The sequence below is a fragment of the Deferrivibrio sp. genome, assembly GCF_055117995.1.
The window spans coordinates 21,433-38,742 of record NZ_JBSQOT010000019.1 but is presented as its reverse complement, the minus strand read 5'-3'; the positions used below and the strand labels follow the sequence as shown (position 1 = coordinate 38,742).

Annotated in this window: 20 protein-coding genes; 17 read left to right on the top strand and 3 right to left on the bottom strand. The window is 37.4% G+C overall.

Annotated elements, in window-relative coordinates:
- The 3 genes from ACTCAF_RS06710 to ACTCAF_RS06700 all read right to left on the bottom strand — a co-directional run.
- On the bottom strand, window positions 1–861 hold an 861-nt coding region (locus tag ACTCAF_RS06710; protein ID WP_463062527.1), incomplete at its 3' end, for an ABC transporter substrate-binding protein.
- A gap of 2 nt (window positions 862–863) precedes the next feature.
- Window positions 864–1,295, bottom strand: coding sequence for an ACT domain-containing protein (locus ACTCAF_RS06705; protein WP_463062526.1), 432 nt, complete (start codon window positions 1,293–1,295; stop codon window positions 864–866).
- 18 nt (window positions 1,296–1,313) lie between these two features.
- Window positions 1,314–2,618 (bottom strand): phenylacetate--CoA ligase family protein, encoded by a 1,305-nt coding sequence (locus tag ACTCAF_RS06700; protein ID WP_463062525.1) that lies wholly within the window; start codon window positions 2,616–2,618, stop codon window positions 1,314–1,316.
- Window positions 2,619–2,799: 181 nt separating this feature from the next.
- Between ACTCAF_RS06700 and ACTCAF_RS06695 the strand changes: the two genes are divergently transcribed.
- From ACTCAF_RS06695 to ACTCAF_RS06615, 17 genes are all read left to right on the top strand, one after another.
- Window positions 2,800–3,144, top strand: a complete 345-nt coding sequence (locus ACTCAF_RS06695; protein WP_463062524.1) for a cupin domain-containing protein — start codon at window positions 2,800–2,802, stop codon at window positions 3,142–3,144.
- A gap of 41 nt (window positions 3,145–3,185) precedes the next feature.
- On the top strand, window positions 3,186–3,599 hold the full coding sequence (ndk, locus tag ACTCAF_RS06690) for a nucleoside-diphosphate kinase (protein ID WP_463062523.1): 414 nt from the start codon (window positions 3,186–3,188) through the stop codon (window positions 3,597–3,599).
- 56 nt (window positions 3,600–3,655) lie between these two features.
- Complete coding sequence (gene thrC, locus ACTCAF_RS06685) at window positions 3,656–5,029, top strand: threonine synthase (RefSeq protein WP_463062522.1); 1,374 nt, start codon at window positions 3,656–3,658, stop codon at window positions 5,027–5,029.
- Window positions 5,030–6,049, top strand: a complete 1,020-nt coding sequence (queA, locus tag ACTCAF_RS06680) for a tRNA preQ1(34) S-adenosylmethionine ribosyltransferase-isomerase QueA (protein ID WP_463062521.1) — start codon at window positions 5,030–5,032, stop codon at window positions 6,047–6,049.
- 9 nt (window positions 6,050–6,058) lie between these two features.
- Window positions 6,059–7,180, top strand: coding sequence for a tRNA guanosine(34) transglycosylase Tgt (gene tgt / locus ACTCAF_RS06675; RefSeq protein ID WP_463062520.1), 1,122 nt, complete (start codon window positions 6,059–6,061; stop codon window positions 7,178–7,180).
- Window positions 7,173–7,502 carry a preprotein translocase subunit YajC gene (yajC, locus tag ACTCAF_RS06670; protein WP_463062519.1) on the top strand — a complete coding sequence of 110 codons (330 nt, stop codon included), beginning with the start codon at window positions 7,173–7,175 and terminating at the stop codon, window positions 7,500–7,502. The genes tgt and yajC overlap by 8 nt, the downstream gene beginning before the upstream one ends.
- 4 nt (window positions 7,503–7,506) lie before the next feature.
- Window positions 7,507–9,057: a protein translocase subunit SecD gene (gene secD, locus ACTCAF_RS06665; protein ID WP_463062518.1), complete on the top strand. Its 1,551-nt coding sequence runs from the start codon at window positions 7,507–7,509 to the stop codon at window positions 9,055–9,057.
- A 12-nt stretch (window positions 9,058–9,069) separates the two neighbouring features.
- On the top strand, window positions 9,070–9,963 hold the full coding sequence (secF, locus tag ACTCAF_RS06660; RefSeq protein WP_463062517.1) for a protein translocase subunit SecF: 894 nt from the start codon (window positions 9,070–9,072) through the stop codon (window positions 9,961–9,963).
- A 127-nt stretch (window positions 9,964–10,090) separates the two neighbouring features.
- A complete protein-coding gene (gene dnaX / locus ACTCAF_RS06655; protein WP_463062516.1) occupies window positions 10,091–11,692 on the top strand; it encodes a DNA polymerase III subunit gamma/tau in 1,602 nt (533 codons plus the stop codon).
- 37 nt (window positions 11,693–11,729) lie between these two features.
- Window positions 11,730–12,044, top strand: coding sequence for a YbaB/EbfC family nucleoid-associated protein (locus tag ACTCAF_RS06650; RefSeq protein WP_463062515.1), 315 nt, complete (start codon window positions 11,730–11,732; stop codon window positions 12,042–12,044).
- 3 nt (window positions 12,045–12,047) lie between these two features.
- Window positions 12,048–12,650: a recombination mediator RecR gene (gene recR / locus ACTCAF_RS06645; protein ID WP_463062514.1), complete on the top strand. Its 603-nt coding sequence runs from the start codon at window positions 12,048–12,050 to the stop codon at window positions 12,648–12,650.
- Window positions 12,651–12,739: 89 nt separating this feature from the next.
- Window positions 12,740–13,231, top strand: a complete 492-nt coding sequence (locus ACTCAF_RS06640; RefSeq protein WP_463062513.1) for a roadblock/LC7 domain-containing protein — start codon at window positions 12,740–12,742, stop codon at window positions 13,229–13,231.
- Complete coding sequence (locus ACTCAF_RS06635; protein ID WP_463062512.1) at window positions 13,231–13,812, top strand: GTP-binding protein; 582 nt, start codon at window positions 13,231–13,233, stop codon at window positions 13,810–13,812. The genes ACTCAF_RS06640 and ACTCAF_RS06635 overlap by 1 nt, the downstream gene beginning before the upstream one ends.
- 3 nt (window positions 13,813–13,815) lie before the next feature.
- Window positions 13,816–15,333 carry an Rne/Rng family ribonuclease gene (locus ACTCAF_RS06630; protein WP_463062511.1) on the top strand — a complete coding sequence of 506 codons (1,518 nt, stop codon included), beginning with the start codon at window positions 13,816–13,818 and terminating at the stop codon, window positions 15,331–15,333.
- 15 nt (window positions 15,334–15,348) lie between these two features.
- Window positions 15,349–15,945, top strand: a complete 597-nt coding sequence (locus tag ACTCAF_RS06625; protein WP_463062510.1) for an RlmE family RNA methyltransferase — start codon at window positions 15,349–15,351, stop codon at window positions 15,943–15,945.
- Window positions 15,932–16,684 (top strand): nickel pincer cofactor biosynthesis protein LarB, encoded by a 753-nt coding sequence (larB, locus tag ACTCAF_RS06620; protein ID WP_463062509.1) that lies wholly within the window; start codon window positions 15,932–15,934, stop codon window positions 16,682–16,684. The genes ACTCAF_RS06625 and larB overlap by 14 nt, the downstream gene beginning before the upstream one ends.
- Window positions 16,677–17,306: a 3'-5' exonuclease gene (locus ACTCAF_RS06615; protein ID WP_463062508.1), complete on the top strand. Its 630-nt coding sequence runs from the start codon at window positions 16,677–16,679 to the stop codon at window positions 17,304–17,306. Before larB ends, ACTCAF_RS06615 begins: the two co-directional genes overlap by 8 nt.
- Window positions 17,307–17,310: the final 4 nt, after the last annotated feature.

Sequence of the window (17,310 nt, the reverse complement as noted above, 5' to 3'; positions counted from 1 at the left end):
TTTATAATCCATCAAAAGTGATTTGAATTTGTCATTTTCAGGAAGTTTGTCTGCAATAAGAAGCCTTCCAGCCGGCAGGATTATCCCTTCAGCAGCATCGCCTGCAAGCTCTATAAATTTCTTTGAGGCTACTCCATGACTCATGATAAGCATCCCTTTCATATTTAGCTGCCTGAAATTTTTTGCCACAATTGCAGGGGCTGGCCCAACCCCCCAAACAATAGTTGCATCTGGGTTGTTTGAAGCTATTTTGCTAAGTTGTGATGTCATGTCTTTATCTGTGTCACGGAACTTTTCATTGGCAACTATCTCAATGTTGTACATTCCGGCAAGTTGCTCGAGTGCAGCCTTTCCAGAGTCACCAAAACCGTTTTGGGCAGAAATTATAGCAATTTTGCCTTTACTTTTTTCTTTGAGAAATTCGTAAATTTTTTCAACGGCATGTGTGTCTGATGGTGCTACCTTAAACATATATTTTGACATAGGTTCTACTATTCGTATGCTTGCCGCACAGCTTAAAACAGGTATTTTTTCTGATATGGCCAAGTCTTTTATCGCCAATGCCGCTCCACTTCTTGTAGGCCCAATGACTGCTGCCACCTTATCTTTTTTGACAAGCCTTAAAAATTTTTTTCTTGCTTCCTGATCATCCCCTTTTGTGTCGTAGACGATTAACTTTATCTTTTCGCCGTTTATCCCGCCTTTTGCATTAACTTCCTCCACAAGCATTTCAAGGGTTTGCTGTTCGGGAAGCCCCAAAAATGATGCAGGACCGGTAACTGCAAAAAGCGCACCGAGTTTGATTTCGGCAAATGCTGATGTATAAAGGCCGAGAATGAGAAGAATTATTAATTTTTTCATAGTTATATCCCGTAAATTTTTGCACCTTCTATGGTGACTATGTTATTTTTTGATAATACTTCCAAGGCTTTGTCCGTTTCATCAAATCTGAAAATCATTACTGCGCAGTCTCCGCTCATTTCTACAAATGCGTACATATATTCAACATTTATGTTATTTTCATTCAATACCTTCAAAACGCTTGCAAGTCCCCCCGGTTTGTCCGGAACTTCTACGGCAATGACTTCTGTTCTGCCCACCGTAAAGCCATTTTCCTTAAGTAGAGTGTGTGCTTTTTGAGGGTCGTTGACAATAAGCCTTAATATACCGAAGTCTGAAGTGTCAGCCAGTGAAAGTGCCCTTATATTAATGTTGTTTTCCCCCAGGAGGTTTGTTACTTCGTAAAGCCTTCCTGATTGGTTTTCGATAAATACAGAAATCTGTAGTATTTTCATAGTCATCCTCCTAAAAAACTATTTCAAGACCCTCTTGTCGATAACCCTTTTTGCTTTTCCTTCGCTTCTTTGAATCGTTTTGGGCTCTACAAGTTTGACTTTGGCAGAAACACCTATGATATCCTTTATATCCTTTTCAATACTTTTTTCAATATTCTGGAGTACTTTTATTTCGTCTGAGAATAAATCTTCACCGACTTCAACCTGAACTTCCAGAGTATCAAGGTTGCCTACCCTGTCAACAACAAGCTGGTAGTGGGGCTGCACACCTTTTCGTTCTACAAGTATTGATTCAATTTGAGATGGGAACACATTGACCCCTCTTATTATCAGCATATCATCACTTCTACCTGTAACCTTTTCCATTCTGACAAAAGTTCTTCCACATTTACAAGGCTCTTTTATCAGTCTCGTGATATCCCTTGTCCTGTATCTTATTAGCGGTATAGCCTCTTTTGTTATGGTTGTAAAAACAAGTTCCCCTACCTGACCGTACTCAAGAGGTTCTTCAGTTTCGGGATCAATTATCTCAGCAATAAAATGATCTTCATTTATGTGCATACCATTTTTAGCCTCAACACATTCGAAAGATACTCCGGGGCCCATTACTTCGCTAAGTCCGTATATATCTATTGCATCTATGCCCCATTTTTCCTCAATCTCTTTCCTCATTGCATTTGTCCATGGCTCTGCTCCAAAAACACCCACTCTCACTGGCAAATCTTTTAAGTTTATCCCTTCTTCCAAAGCAACTTCGTAAAGATTTAAAGCGTATGAAGGGGTACAAGATATTGCTGTAGTACCAAAGTCTTTTAGAATCATCACCTGCTTAGCTGAGTTACCTCCTGAAATAGGAATAACAGAAGCACCAATTAGCTCTGCTCCATAGTGAGCCCCAAGCCCACCGGTGAAAAGTCCATACCCATAAGCATTTTGCAAAACATCCCCTTTTTTTACCCCTGCGGCGGTAAATGTCCTTGCCATAAGCTCGGCCCAGGTAGCGACATCTCTTCTGGTGTAACCTACAACGGTTGGCTTGCCCGTTGTGCCGCTTGATGCATGTATCCTGACGACCTGCTCTCTTGGGACAGCAAAAAGACCGTAAGGGTAGTTGTCTCTCATGTCCTGTTTGTAGGTGAATGGGAGCTTGTGTAAATCTTTCAGAGATTTTATGTCTTCAGGTTTAATCCCTTTTTTGTCAAAGGCATGTCTGTAAAAAGGGACATTTGCATATACTCTTTCCAGTAGATTTTGAAGTCGCTTAAGCTGTAAAGCCTCAAGTGCCTCCCTTGGCAATGTTTCAAATTCTTCATTCCATATCATGGCACGCACACCTCAGAAGTTTTACTTTTTTTAGCAAAATTAAACTTTGTAGTCAAATATAATTTAACCTTTGTCCTTTTTTGTCTGACAAATCTTTAATTTTGTGCAAATAATGTTGACTTTTTTGGGGTGTAACTAATAATATCAAATTTCAGGTTAAAAATCGGTTTCAGGAGGCTTTATGATAGTCAGAGGTGACAGTATCAATGTAAAAGAGGTTGAAAATCCAAGAGGAGGCAGAGGTAGTCTCATAAATATGGGATATGAAGTTTTAAGCCAATTTTCAGGGCAAATAAAAATGTTTTCTGTGGTTAATCTTAGACCTGACTCTCTTATCGGTTACCACAAACATGAAGATGATATGGAGATATATTTTATGCTCGATGGAACTGGTGTGGTGAACGACAATGGTAATGAAGATATTTTGAAACCAGGGGATATGTTGATAACGAGCAAGGGGGAATCTCACTCAATTGAGAATAAATCGGCTCAGGATATAACTTTTCTTGCAATGATTATAAAATAATGCTAAGGATACGCTTTTGATAAATAACGGAGGTAAGCTAAATGGAAAAAACATTTGCTATTATTAAACCAGATGCAGTAGCAAAAGGGTACACCGGAAAAATTATTGATCGCATTGAAAGTAATGGTTTTAAAATTGTGGCTATGAAAAAAATCCACATGACAAAAAAAATGGCTGAGGGCTTTTACGCTGTGCACAAAGAAAAGCCATTTTTTAATGATCTTACAAATTTTATGAGTAGCGGGCCTTGTGTGGTTATGATTCTTGAAAAAGATAATGCAATCCTTGACTGGAGAAAACTTATGGGTGCCACAAATCCTGCAAATGCAGAGGAAGGTACTTTAAGAAAAGAATTTGGTGCCAATATTGACAATAACGCTGTTCACGGCTCTGATGCACCTGAAACAGCAGCGCAGGAAACAAGATACTTTTTTGCTGATATCGAAATGGTATAATATCCTGGTGCTCCTTAAGGAGCACCGGACTTTACTGTAATTTGAGGGAGAAGTATATGTTTTATAAGAGTACAAGAGGCAAGGTAAAGGGGATAAAATTTAAAGAAGCTGTTATGATGGGACTTGCTGAAGATGGAGGTCTTTTAATCCCCGAGGAAATTCCTTACTTTTCAAGCAGCGACCTTATCAGGCTTTCCGCCCTTAATTACAAGGAACTTGCTTTTGAAATAATCTCAAAATTTACAGATGATATTGATGGTGATACCCTTAAAGGTATAATTGAAAAAAGCTATTCTACATTTGAGTCGGATGAAATTATCCCGGTTGTGAAAAAAGGGGATATCTATATAGCTGAAATTTTTCACGGACCTACTTATGCTTTTAAGGATATTGCCTTACAGTTTTTAGGCAATCTTTTTGAGTATATTCTTAATGAATCAGGTGAATATCTCAATATAATCGGAGCCACAAGCGGAGATACCGGCAGTGCAGCAATTTACGGAGTCAGAGGGAAAAAGAATATAAATATCTTTATTCTTCACCCAAAAGGAAAGGTTAGCCCTGTCCAGGAATTGCAGATGACAACAGTGTCGGATAAAAATGTATTCAATCTCGCAGTGGATGGCACATTTGATGATTGTCAGTCGATAGTCAAGGAAATATTTGCCGATGTTGACTTTAAAAAGAGGCATAGTCTTGGCGCTGTTAACTCTATCAATTGGGCAAGGATTCTTGCTCAGATTGTGTATTATTTTTATTGTTATTTCAGAGCCGCAAAAGGGGATGAAGTAAATGTGGTTGTTCCTACCGGGAACTTCGGAAATATTTTTGCCGGCTATTTTGCCAAAAAAATGGGTTTGCCAATAAATAAACTTGTTCTTGCTACAAATGAAAACAATATTCTTACAAGATTTATAAATGAAGGGGATTACAGTATCAAGGATGTAAGACAAACTTACAGTCCGTCAATGGATATACAAATTGCAAGCAATTTTGAGAGGTACCTATATTATCTTTATGGTAAACCTGAAACTGTTGTTCAAAAGATGGATGAGCTTAAGCAGTATAAAAGGATAAAATTTACTGAAGAAGAAATCAAAAAGGTACAGGCTGAATTTGCCTCATATTCTACCACCAATGAGGAGACCCTTGAAATTATCAGGGACTTTTATGAAAAGTATGATTATATACTTGACCCGCATACAGCCTGCGGTGTGAATGCAGTATATAAGCTGAATCTAAAAGGTGTAAATATCTGCCTTTCCACTGCTCATCCGGCAAAATTTTACGATGCGATATACAAGGCAATCGGAAAATACCCTGAAGAGCCGGAAAATATTAGAAAGATTAAAAATCTTCCAAAAAGGGTTTTTGAGATTGATAACAACACTGAGAAGGTAAAAGAGTTTATCAAGTCAAAGTTGATTTAAATGCATAAAACTCCTGTAGACAAATTTGATTTTTTACTACCCGAATGTTTGATTGCACAGTTTCCCCATGAAAAACGGGACGAGTCCAGACTTTTACACCTTGAAAGAGAGAGCGGGTCGGTAAGTGACCTTGTTTTTAAAGATGTTTTAAACCTTTTATCTGAAGATGATTTTATTGTGGTCAATAATACGAAAGTGATAAAAGCAAGGATGTATGGGAAAAAAAGTACCGGCGGAAAAATTGAAGTATTGTTGGTGGAAGATTTGGGTGAAAATGCTTTTAAGGCGATGGTAAAAGGTAAGGTTAGACCTGGAGATGTTATATCAATTGGGGATAATAAAGTTGAAGTTATTGATATGTCTGGTGAGTTAAGGATTTTGAAATTTGAAGATGATGCATATGAGCTGATGGATAAATTTGGGCATATTCCTCTTCCTCCATATATTAAAAGAGAAGACAGTCAGTTTGATGCCACCAGATATCAGACGGTATATTCAAAAGAAGGTACATCTGTTGCAGCCCCCACTGCAGGATTGCACTTTACTGATGATTTGCTGAAGAAACTTCAAGATAAAGGGGTAGATTTGGTGGAAATTACTCTGAACGTCGGCATAGGTACATTTAAACCAGTAAAGTGTGACTATATTGAAGAGCATAAGATGCATTGCGAAAAATTTACTGTCACAAAGGATGCGATGGAAAAAATAAATTTGTTGAAAAGTAAAGGAAAAAGGCTCATTGCAGTTGGTACCACAACTGTAAGGGCACTTGAGTCTATAGCAGATATCGATGGGTTTATACATAAATATGGAAGCTTTGAAACAGATATTTTTATTAGGCCTGGATACAAGTTTAAGATTGTAGACAAGTTGATAACCAATTTCCACCTTCCAAAATCAACTCTTCTTATGTTAGTGAGTGCATTTGCAGGTTATGAAAATGTTATGAAAGCGTATGAATATGCCGTAAAGCAAAAGTATCGTTTCTTCAGCTATGGCGATGCAATGTTTATAGATTAAAGGGGTGTTATGTTTAGATTTGAACTTGAATGCAAAGATAATCTTACAAAGGCAAGAGCTGGTTTGATTGAGACAGGCCACGGTAAGATACATACTCCAATATTTATGCCTGTTGGAACAGTTGGCTCAGTAAAAGCTATTTCACCCCACGACCTATATGAGATTGGGGCTGAAATAATACTTGGAAATACCTACCACCTTCACTTAAGACCTGGTGAAGATGTGGTGGAGCATTTTGGCGGTCTTCATAAGTTTATTTCCTGGCAGAGAAATATATTGACAGATAGCGGTGGATTTCAGGTTTTCAGCCTTGCAGAGATGAATAAAATAACTGAAGATGGAGTATATTTCAGATCACACCTTGATGGTCGCAAACTTTTTATCAGCCCGGAAGATTCCATAAGGATTCAGACAAAGCTTGGCTCAGATATAATGATGGCATTTGATGAGTGTGTTCCATATCCTTGTGAAGAATCTTATGTGAGAAAGTCTATTGAATTGACGTATAGATGGGCAAAAAGATCAAAAGATGCGAGAACAAATAGTGAACAGGCTCTTTTTGGAATTATTCAGGGTGGCGCATACAAAAATCTCAGAAAGATTAGTGCCGAACAGATAGTAAGTCTTGATTTTGAAGGCTATGCTATTGGTGGACTTAGTGTAGGTGAAGAGAATGAGCTGATGTATGAAATTACGGACTTTACCACAGATTTCATACCTGAAGATAAGCCAAGGTATCTTATGGGTGTAGGTACGCCTGAAGATTTACTTCACGGGATTTCTCACGGTATAGATATGTTTGACTGTGTGATGCCTACAAGAAATGCCCGTAACGGTTTGCTTTTTACAAATTATGGAAGACTTCATATAAAAAGGACGGACTATACATATTCAGACGACCCTATTGACAAAGACTGCAACTGTTATACATGTAAAAATTTCTCGAGAGGTTATTTGAGGCATTTGTACAAATCCCAGGAGCTACTGGCGTTGAGACTAAATTCTATCCACAACCTGAACTTTTATATTTCTCTTGTAAAAGATTCAAGAAGTGCTATAAAGGGTGGATATTTTGCAGAGTTTAAAAAAGAAAAATTAGAAAAAATGAAAATAGGAGGAGATAATGTTTGAAAGTATCGCTTATGCAGCAGGATCAACTGGAGGTCAAAACCCTATAGGAGCTTTTTTGCCTTTGATTTTGATCATTGTAATTTTTTACTTTTTACTTATTAGGCCGCAACAAAAAAGGCAGAAACAGATGCAGCAAATGATCGAATCTCTCAAGGCCGGGGACGAAGTTGTTCTTGCCAGCGGGATTTTTGGTAAAATTGACAGGGTAATTGATCAAAATTCATTTCTGGTAGAAATTGCAAGCGGAGTAAAAGTAAAAGTGACAAAAAATGCGATTGGCTCAAAACTAACCGGAACAACTGAGGTCAAGGAGGAAAAGTAAGACTATGAAGTATAAATTTCGTTGGGCTACAATAGCCGTAATAGTTATTGCTGCCCTTGTGATGATGTTCCCCCTGAAAGAAAAGATAAAGCTTGGACTTGATTTGCAGGGTGGAATGCATGTTGTTCTTGGTGTGGAAACTGAAAAGGCTGTGGATGGTAAGCTTGAAACGCTTGTCACACAGATAAAAAAAGAACTGAAAAATAACGATATTAAATACAGCTTTGTCCAGAAAACAAACGATGGAAAGGTTAAAATAGGTTTTTCAGACACATCAATGACAGATAAAGCAAGGGATTTGATTTCAAAAAATTATCCTTATCTTGTGGATTCATCGCTTAGCAATGATCAGGAAATATTGATATTCTCTCTTGATAATAAAGAGGTAGGTAAGATAAAAGATTATGCGGTAGAACAAGCTGTACAGGTTATAAGAAACAGGATCGACCAGTTTGGAGTGAGCGAGCCTGTTATTCAAAGACAGGGTAATACTGAAATATTGGTACAATTGCCAGGTATTACAGACCCTGAAAGGGCAATCGACCTTATTGGGAAGACTGCACAGCTCAGGTTTCATCTTGTGGATGAAAATGTGAATCCACAGGATGCTGTAAATGGAAATATCCCTTTTGATGACATCCTTCTTTATTCAAAGGAATATGACAAAGCTACAGGGAAGCTCAAGCAGGAAGTACCATATGTCCTTAAGCGTGAGGCGGTGCTGACAGGGGAATATCTTACCGATGCAGAAGTAAGAATATCTTCTCAATTCAACGAGCCTTATGTACTGATAAAGTTTGACTCTGCCGGTACAAAGCTCTTTGATCAGATTACTGCAGAGAATGTCAACAAGAGGCTTGCTATTGTGCTTGATAACAATGTGTATTCGGCACCGGTAATCAGAGAAAGGATTAGTGGTGGCGAAGCGCAGATTTCTGGTAACTTTACTATGGAAGAGGCAAAGGACCTGGCGATAGTTTTAAGAGCTGGTAGTCTGCCTGCACCTGTGGTGGTACTTGAAAACAGGACTGTAGGCCCGTCACTTGGCTTTGACTCTATATCCAAAGGTATAAAAGCTGCTGCAATTGGATTTATCGCGGTAGTATTGTTTATCCTTTTTTATTATAGAGCTTCCGGGATTATTGCAAATATTGCTCTTCTTTTGAATTTTGTTCTCATTCTTGGTGTAATGAGCCTGTTTGGAGCTACCCTTACACTGCCTGGTATAGCTGGTATCATATTGACAATAGGGATGTCTGTTGATGCAAACGTACTTATCTTTGAAAGGATACGTGAAGAACTTAGGCTTGGCAGGACACCTCTTAATGCAATTGAGGCGGGTTATGAAAAGGCGATGTCTACGATTCTGGATGCCAATATTACGACTCTGATAGCAGCTCTGGTACTTTTCCAGTTTGGAACTGGCCCTATTAAAGGGTTTGCTGTTACCCTTTCCATAGGTATACTGTCTTCAATGTTTACTGCAATCTTTGTGACAAGGACTATTTTTATAACTTTCTTTGGCAGCAAAGATGTCAAGAAGTTAAGTATTTAAAGGGGAAGGGATATGGTAGAAATAATTAAATCTGACACTAAAATAGATTTTTTAGGCAAATCCAGGTTATTTTTTATAGTATCAAGTGTCCTTGTCACTCTAAGCCTTTTTCTTATTTTTACCAAAGGCTTTAACTATGGGATAGATTTTGCAGGTGGTACAGTTGTTCAGGTAAAGTTTGAAAAAACTCCTGACCTTGATAAACTAAGAGATGCCTTTAAGGGGATGAATATCGGTGAAATGGTTATACAGACATTTGGAGAGCCAAATGATATCCTTATTCGTGTTGAAAAATCAGAACAAGACTTAAGGGCAGTTGCCAATATGATTAAGTCAAAGATAGCTGAAGTATCTCAGGGACAAAAAATCGAAATTGAAAGGGTTGAGCAGGTTGGGCCTCAGGTAGGAGGACAACTCAAAAACAAGGCTTTGATGGCGATAATATATTCCCTTATAGGGATTCTTATTTATGTTTCATTGAGGTTTGAGTTTATCTTTTCTGTGGGGGCAATACTTGCGTTGTTTCATGACGTAATAATTACACTTGGTGTGTTTAGTCTTCTTGGAAAAGAGATTACGCTACCGATTGTAGCAGCTGTTCTTACGATTGTGGGTTATTCTCTGAATGACACTATAGTTGTATTTGACAGAATAAGAGAGAGAATAAAAAATAGTGCTGGCAAATTATCTCTTTTTGACATAATGAATAAAAGTATAAACGAAACTTTAAGCAGGACTATTTTGACTTCAGGCACGACTTTGCTTGCTGTTATGGCGCTTTATATTTTTGGCGGTGAAGTAATTAACGGATTTTCTTTCGCCCTTCTTGTGGGTATTGTAGTAGGTACATACTCATCTATTGGTGTTGCAAGTGCAATTGTGTATGTTATAAAGAAAAATAAGTAACATAGCAGCCGGGCAAATGCCCGGCTTTTTATTTAAACATCACTGTAAAAATGGATATTTATTGCCGGTTGATTTAAAGGTTAAATTATTATATTATTTTATCTGAAACAAATTGCGGAGAAACTTGATGGCATATTTACCTCTTTCAAGAAAGTACAGACCTCAGAATTTTGACGAAGTAGTTTATCAGGATTTTGTAGTAGATACTCTAAAAAATGCCATTGAGCTTGGCAAGGTTGCTCACTCATATCTTTTTACAGGTCCAAGAGGGGTGGGCAAAACGAGCCTTGCAAGGATACTGTCAAAAGCTGTCAATTGCCTTAACCCAAATGGTCTTAACCCTTGCAATGAGTGTGACAATTGCAAGGAGATTACAAATGGGACTTCTATGGATGTTGTTGAAATAGATGGAGCATCAAACAGAGGTATTGATGAGATAAGGCAGCTCAGGGAAAATGTGAAATTTGTTTCTGTTAAATGCAAATATAAGGTTTATATAATCGATGAAGTGCATATGCTTACAGATGCAGCATTTAATGCACTTTTGAAGACGCTGGAAGAGCCTCCCTCATTTGTGATATTTATTCTTGCCACAACCGACGCCCATAAGGTTCCTGCCACAATTTTATCAAGATGCCAGAAGTTTGATTTTAAAAAGATACCTCACGACTTTATGTACCAATATTTGCAGACCATACTGGAAAAAGAAGGGATAGTATACGAAAAAGATGCGATTAACATCGTAATTAGAAACTCTGAAGGTTGTATGCGGGATGCCTTGTCATTAATTGATCAGATAGTGGCCTTTGGTGGGAATAAAATTACTTACAAGGATACACTTTTTCTTCTTGGGATGTCTGACAGAAAGCTCATAGAGTCCCTTTTTGAGAATGTAATAGAAGAGAACCCTGATAAGGTCTATGAGATCATTGCAGAGATTGACAGTAAGGGGGTAAATTTTCAATTCGTTTTAAAAACGTTGATTGAGATTATAAGAACCTTGCTTTTTGCTCTTTCAAAAGGTGGGAAGTTTGAAAACAGCCTTACCGATGATGAAAAAAGATTTTATTCAGCTTTGCTACCAAAGGTAACCGAACAGAAACTATTTGTTTTGTTTCAAATAGTTCAGAAAACGCTCAGCGACATAAAAAACTTTGCTTTTCCGGGATATATATTTGAATTTGGTATGTATAAAGCATGTAAAATATCTGAAATTTTGCCGGTATCAAATGCAGGTATTGTAAAGGACAATGTACAGATTAAAAAACCTTCCGCTGTTAAGAATGTTTCACAGCCAGAGTCAAAAGAAGAAGGGGTAGAAGATAAATGGAATAGTTTCCTGAAAAAACTTGCCGAAATTAAGCCTGGTCTTGCAGCAAACCTAAGCCATGGATTTTTTTCATCATTTGTAAATGGCAAGTTAACAGTCGGTTTTAGTGAAGATAAGAAATTCCACTACGATTTTACAACTAAAAGGGAAAATTTTAACATAGCAAAAGAGATGCTTTTAAAATATGATGCTCAGTTTAAGGATTTTGAAATTGTAATGGAAAACGGCAGTAAAAAAAAAGCTCTGATTGAAAAGATTTATGAGGCTGAGACATTCCAGCAGAGAAAGCTTAGGCAGGAAGCCGAAAATGATGAAGTGGTAAAAATGTTCAAAATGGAGTTTGATTGTGTAATTGAAGATATCAAACTGTTGAAAAAACCTAAAAATCCACTAAATTAGCATTTTTAAGTTAAATTTAATAAATAAGAGGTGTAATATGAATATTCAGCAGCTTATGAAACAAGCGCAAAAAATGCAAAAAAAGATGGAAGAGATGCAGGCTGAAGCCGCAAAAGAAGTGGTAGAAGCGAGTGCCGGTGGTGGAATGGTTACTGTGAAGGTAAATGGCAAGCAGGAGCTTGTTGGTATTACAATTGAAAAGAACGTTGTTGACCCTGATGATATTGAAATGCTTCAAGACTTGATAGTTGCGGCAGTTAATGAGGGGATAAAGAAATCTCAGGAGATGCTACAGGAGAAAATGGCAAGCGTGACCGGCGGTTTGGGACTTAATTTTCCTGGAATTATGTAATTAATGTTTAAAATAAAACCCTTTGAAGACTGTGTTTTTGAACTGAGCAAACTGCCTGGTATCGGCAAAAAAACAGCCATGCGGCTTGCTCTTTTTTTGCTAAATAAGGAATTGCCTGACATTGAAAGACTTGCGTCAAGTCTTCTTAATCTGAAAAAGAATACGAAAATTTGCAAAAGATGCTATGGAGTTTCTGAGGATGACGTCTGTGGCATCTGTGGCGATGCTCACAGGAAAAAAGATATAATCTGCGTAGTGGAAGAACCTAAAGATGTATTTGTGATTGAGTCGACCGGGAGGTTTGAAGGGTTATATCACGTCCTTGGAGGGAAAATTGCGCCGCTTGATGATATCGGGCCTGATAAACTGAGGATAAAAGAGCTGATTGAAAGGGTGGAAAAAGAGGCTGTAAATGAGGTAATACTTGCAACCAATCCGGATATCGAAGGGGAGACTACTGCAATTTATATCAGAAAGAAATTATCACATATAAACAATCTTCTTATTACAAGGATTGCAAGCGGAATACCTATTGGTAGCCATCTTGAATATGCAGATGAAGTTACGATATTAAAATCTCTTGAAAATAGGAGGGCAATGATTTAGTTTCCTGATAAAGGCTAATTTTTAGTTTGAACTGCATAGATATTGTGATATTATATGAATGGTTGACGTTAATATAAAACGGAGATTAGATGGACAATCTTTTTTGGCTTTCTGATGAAAAAATCCTTGAGAAATTTGAAGTGGAACTTAACAGGCTCAAAGTTGAATCCAATGCCAAGGCTACTTTTCTCATCGATAAAAATGGTCAGTTGATAGGGTCAAGTAAAAATACTGAGAATTATGACAAAACTTCTATCGGTGCCCTTGTGGCTGGTAATGTGGCCGCTACGGGAGGGCTTGCGAACCTGCTCGGTGAAAAGGAATTTTCGATACTCTTTCATGAAGGTGAAAATGAACACGTACATATTAGCCTTGTGGCAGGTAAACTTATTCTCGTGGTAATATTTGATGAAACTACCTCTCTTGGCCTTATAAGACTCAGGGTAAAAAAATCATTGAAGGTATTTGAGAAGTTGCTGAGGGATCTGGAAAAAAGCTCTCAAGAAAATAACAGAGAGAATATTTTCTCTGATATAACGGAAGATGATATAGATAACCTTTTCAATATAGGGGGGGAATAGTGTCTTTTATAAATTATTCCACAAGGGAGATTAACTGCAAAATAGTATATTATGGGCCTGGACTTTGTGGCAAAACTGCCAATTTACAGTATATTTACGACAAAACAGACCCTAATTTGAAAGGGAAGATGATATCTCTTGCCACTGAAACGGACAGGACACTTTTTTTTGACTTTATGCCCCTTAAATTGGGTGAAATAAAAGGGTTTAAGGTGAGATTTCATCTTTATACCGTACCAGGGCAGGTATTTTATGATGCCAGCAGAAAGCTTATTTTAAAGGGAGCTGACGGGGTAGTGTTTGTGGCAGACTCCCAAATGGACAGAATGGATGCAAATTTGGATAGTTTTGACAATTTAAGGGACAACCTGAAAGAACATGGTTATGACCTCGATACAATACCACTTGTGTTGCAGTATAATAAGAGGGATTTGCCTGATATTGTACCGGTAAAGGAGCTTGAGGAAGCACTTAACTTTAGGGGTGTGAAATCTTTTGAGGCAATTGCAATAAAAGGTGTGGGCGTTTTTGAAACTTTGAAGCAGATTGCCAAAGAAATTATTATAAAATTGAAAGGATAGAAGGTGCCAAAAGATATAATTATAAATTCAACGGTTAACGAAGTAAGGGTAGCCATTTTAGATGGCGGCAGTGTTTCGGAAATATATGTGGAAAGAGCAAGAAATAAAGGTATTGTAGGCAATATATACAAAGGCAAAGTGGTAAAAGTATTGCCGGGGATGCAGTCTGCATTTGTGGATGTGGGGCTTTCTAAAGCATGTTTTCTGCATGTTGCAGATGTGTATGTTGAGGATGCGGAGCTATTTTCACTCCTTGAAGACAGAGTTGCTGATGTAATGGATGAGACGGAAGTCAAACAGGGCAAAGATGAAAACATATATGTTCCAATTGAAGATTTGATTAGAGAGGGGCAGGAAATTACAGTACAGATTGCAAAAGAGCCTATAGGTCAAAAAGGTGCAAGGATTACTACTCATCTAACAATACCCGGCAGACATCTGGTTCTTATGCCAACATATGATCATATAGGGGTTTCGAGAAAAATAGAAAATGAAGCTGAAAGGGAAAGATTAAAAAATATACTGACAGAAATAAAACCTGAAGGGATAGGCCTAATCGCAAGAACCGTGTGCGAAGGCTCAAATATTGATGATTTAAAGGCTGATCTTGATTATCTTTTGAGGCTCTGGAATAAAACAAATGAGCTAAGTAAGAAATCTGGCGCTCCTGCTCTTCTTTATGAGGACCTCGACCTGATATACAGGACACTCAGGGATTACACCAATGATGACGTGAAAAAAATAATAGTTGATAATAAGAGCGAATATTTAAAAATTAAAGAATTTGTCCGGGAGTTTTTGCCAAATGCCAATCTCAAAATTGAGCTTTACGAAGGGGAGTTGCCAATATTTGATTACTATAATATTGAGATAGAGTTAAATAGACTTACCGACAGGAGGGTATGGCTTAAATCGGGTGGTTATATTGTTATTGATCAGGCTGAAGCACTTACAGTTATTGATGTTAACACAGGGAAGTATGTTGGTAAAAGAAATTTTGAGGAAACTATCTTAAAAACCAATATTGAAGCTGCCAAAGAGATTGCCTGGCAGTTAAGGTTAAGAAATATTGGGGGAATAATAATAGTTGATTTTATAGATATGGAAAAGGATGAACATAAGGAAAAGGTACTAAAAACGCTCGAGGATGAACTTGCAAACGACAGAGCGAAGGCATCCGTTGTAAATATTTCCCCTCTTGGTCTTTATGAGATTACGAGAAAAAGGGTACAGGAAAGCCTTACAAAAATCCTTACCGAGTCCTGCCCTTATTGTGAAGGGCGAGGGGTGGTAAAATCAAAAATAACAATATGCTATGATATTATGAGGGAACTTAGAAGGATTGCGCCATTTTTTATAAAAAAGAGTATTCTGGTTGAAGCGCATCCTGATATCGTAGATATGATTTTAAGTTATGAAAAAGAGAGTATTGATGATATAGAGCTTATATACAATATTTCTATTGAGATAAAATCAAACGAAACTTATCATCTGGAACACTACGAGGTTGTTCCTTATTAAAAGCAAAGGGAAATTATGTATAAGAGAAAGGACGGTTATTACAAGAAGGCCAAACAGGAAGGCTACAGTTCGAGGGCTGCCTATAAACTTAAAGAGATTAATGACAAGTACAGGCTTATAAAAAAAGGGGATGTTGTTCTTGATGCCGGATGCGCTCCGGGTGGGTGGCTTCAGGTGCTTTCAGAAATAGTTAGTGAAAATGGTAAAGTTATTGGAGTTGATATTCTTGATATAAAAAATGTGAGAGGAAAAAATGTAACCTTTATAAAAGGTGATTTGACAAAACCTGAAACACTTGATGGAGTATTGGGTATTGCTGATAAATTTGACACGGTTGTATCTGACGCAGCTCCCAATACTACGGGGCAGAGAATTGTTGACCATTCAAACAGTCTTGAGCTTGTTAGAATAATTTGCAATTTTGCGAAAAGGGTATTGAAATTAAATGGAAACTTTTTATTTAAACTTTTTGATGGAGAAGATAGAGACGAATTTGTTAAAGAATTAAAAGAGGTTTTTTCCAGTGTAAAAATACTTCGCCCTGATGCTACACGAAAAAATTCATTTGAAATATATGTTATCTGTCAAGGACTTAAAAATGGTAAGCAATAAGGAAATTATAGAAATTTTAAAGAAAGTTGAATCCGGGACGCTTAGCGCCGAACAGGCGTTGGATGTCCTTAAAGCACATGAAGTAAAAGGTGAAGAGTATTTTCTTGATACGCTCAGAAATTTAAGACAGGGTTTTGAAGAGGTAATTTACGGCAGACATAAAACTAAATACCAAATTGAGGAGATTGCAAAAAGGTATATTGAAAAAGGGATAAATTTTTTATGCACGGGCCTTGATGTTGAAAAGATAGATTATCTGAAGTCCAAATTCTCTGATTGCGAATTTCTGGAACATGCTTCAATGATGAGAAAAGTATATACACCAAAGAAAGTAAAAGGACTTGTAAGTATTGTTACAGCAGGGACTTCTGATTTAAAAGTTGCTTACGAGTCAAGCGAAACTTTAAATACACTGGGCGTTGAAAACAAAATATACCCGGATATCGGTGTTGCGGGGTTGCATAGACTTTTTAGTCACAAAGAAAAGCTTGAAGAGTCAGATGTTATAATTGCTATTGCAGGGATGGAAGGAGCACTCCCTTCCGTTATCGGGGGGATGGTTTCTTTGCCTATTATTGCGGTGCCTACATCTGTAGGTTATGGTACGGCACTAAACGGATTTACCCCTCTTTTTGCAATGCTTACAAGTTGTGCATCCGGTATTGTTGTGACAAATATTGACAATGGATTTGGCGCTGCAATGGCAGCCTTTAGAATACTAAAGAGCAAGTATGATTAGAAATTTGTCTGAAGAGTCCATTACTCTTCTTGATAAGCCTCTTAATGCGATAGATTATGTGGTATTTGACTTTGAAACCACGGGGATAAATCCAGAGCTTGGGGATAGAATTATTGAAATTGGTGCGGTAAAAATAAAGGCTAATTTCAGAATATCTAAAAGTAAATTTCATAGACTTATAAAAACCAATGCAATTGCAAGCAAGAGTTCATTTGATGTACATGGAATAAGTGAAGACGAGCTGTTAAAAGGTTGTGATGAATGCGTTGCAATATATGATTTTATAGATTTTGCAAGAGGTTGTGTCCTTGTGGCACATAACGCATCAAAAGATATCGCTTTTTTGAGGCATTCACTGAAAGACTATCTGGTAGATAATCCGTTTGAGATTTTTGTGGATACATTGAGCCTGTCAAGAAAATTGTTTCCGCTTGCTTCAGGACATAGTCTTGATGCAATAACAGAAAGGTACAGGTTTAAATCAGTGACAGGGTTTAAAAGACACAGAGCGCTTTATGATGCAGAGATCACGGCGCTCTTCTTTAGATTTGCGGTAAAAAAACTTTTTAGAACCCAATGTTTTTCACTTTTTGAATTACTGGAGTTTTTGAAAAGAAGATGAGAAA

What these genes read in the sequence shown, in the direction of transcription:
- ACTCAF_RS06700 (WP_463062525.1), bottom strand. Translation starts at nt 2,618, where the DNA reads ATGATATGGAATGAAGAATTTGAAACATTGCCAAGGGAGGCACTTGAG.
- secD (WP_463062518.1), top strand. Translation starts at nt 7,507, where the DNA reads ATGAAGTATAAATTTCGTTGGGCTACAATAGCCGTAATAGTTATTGCT.
- queA (WP_463062521.1), top strand. Translation starts at nt 5,030, where the DNA reads ATGCATAAAACTCCTGTAGACAAATTTGATTTTTTACTACCCGAATGT.
- ACTCAF_RS06615 (WP_463062508.1), top strand. Translation starts at nt 16,677, where the DNA reads ATGATTAGAAATTTGTCTGAAGAGTCCATTACTCTTCTTGATAAGCCT.
- ACTCAF_RS06650 (WP_463062515.1), top strand. Translation starts at nt 11,730, where the DNA reads ATGAATATTCAGCAGCTTATGAAACAAGCGCAAAAAATGCAAAAAAAG.
- ACTCAF_RS06640 (WP_463062513.1), top strand. Translation starts at nt 12,740, where the DNA reads ATGGACAATCTTTTTTGGCTTTCTGATGAAAAAATCCTTGAGAAATTT.
- thrC (WP_463062522.1), top strand. Translation starts at nt 3,656, where the DNA reads ATGTTTTATAAGAGTACAAGAGGCAAGGTAAAGGGGATAAAATTTAAA.
- secF (WP_463062517.1), top strand. Translation starts at nt 9,070, where the DNA reads ATGGTAGAAATAATTAAATCTGACACTAAAATAGATTTTTTAGGCAAA.
- tgt (WP_463062520.1), top strand. Translation starts at nt 6,059, where the DNA reads ATGTTTAGATTTGAACTTGAATGCAAAGATAATCTTACAAAGGCAAGA.
- ndk (WP_463062523.1), top strand. Translation starts at nt 3,186, where the DNA reads ATGGAAAAAACATTTGCTATTATTAAACCAGATGCAGTAGCAAAAGGG.
- recR (WP_463062514.1), top strand. Translation starts at nt 12,048, where the DNA reads ATGTTTAAAATAAAACCCTTTGAAGACTGTGTTTTTGAACTGAGCAAA.
- ACTCAF_RS06695 (WP_463062524.1), top strand. Translation starts at nt 2,800, where the DNA reads ATGATAGTCAGAGGTGACAGTATCAATGTAAAAGAGGTTGAAAATCCA.
- yajC (WP_463062519.1), top strand. Translation starts at nt 7,173, where the DNA reads ATGTTTGAAAGTATCGCTTATGCAGCAGGATCAACTGGAGGTCAAAAC.
- ACTCAF_RS06705 (WP_463062526.1), bottom strand. Translation starts at nt 1,295, where the DNA reads ATGAAAATACTACAGATTTCTGTATTTATCGAAAACCAATCAGGAAGG.
- dnaX (WP_463062516.1), top strand. Translation starts at nt 10,091, where the DNA reads ATGGCATATTTACCTCTTTCAAGAAAGTACAGACCTCAGAATTTTGAC.
- ACTCAF_RS06625 (WP_463062510.1), top strand. Translation starts at nt 15,349, where the DNA reads ATGTATAAGAGAAAGGACGGTTATTACAAGAAGGCCAAACAGGAAGGC.
- larB (WP_463062509.1), top strand. Translation starts at nt 15,932, where the DNA reads ATGGTAAGCAATAAGGAAATTATAGAAATTTTAAAGAAAGTTGAATCC.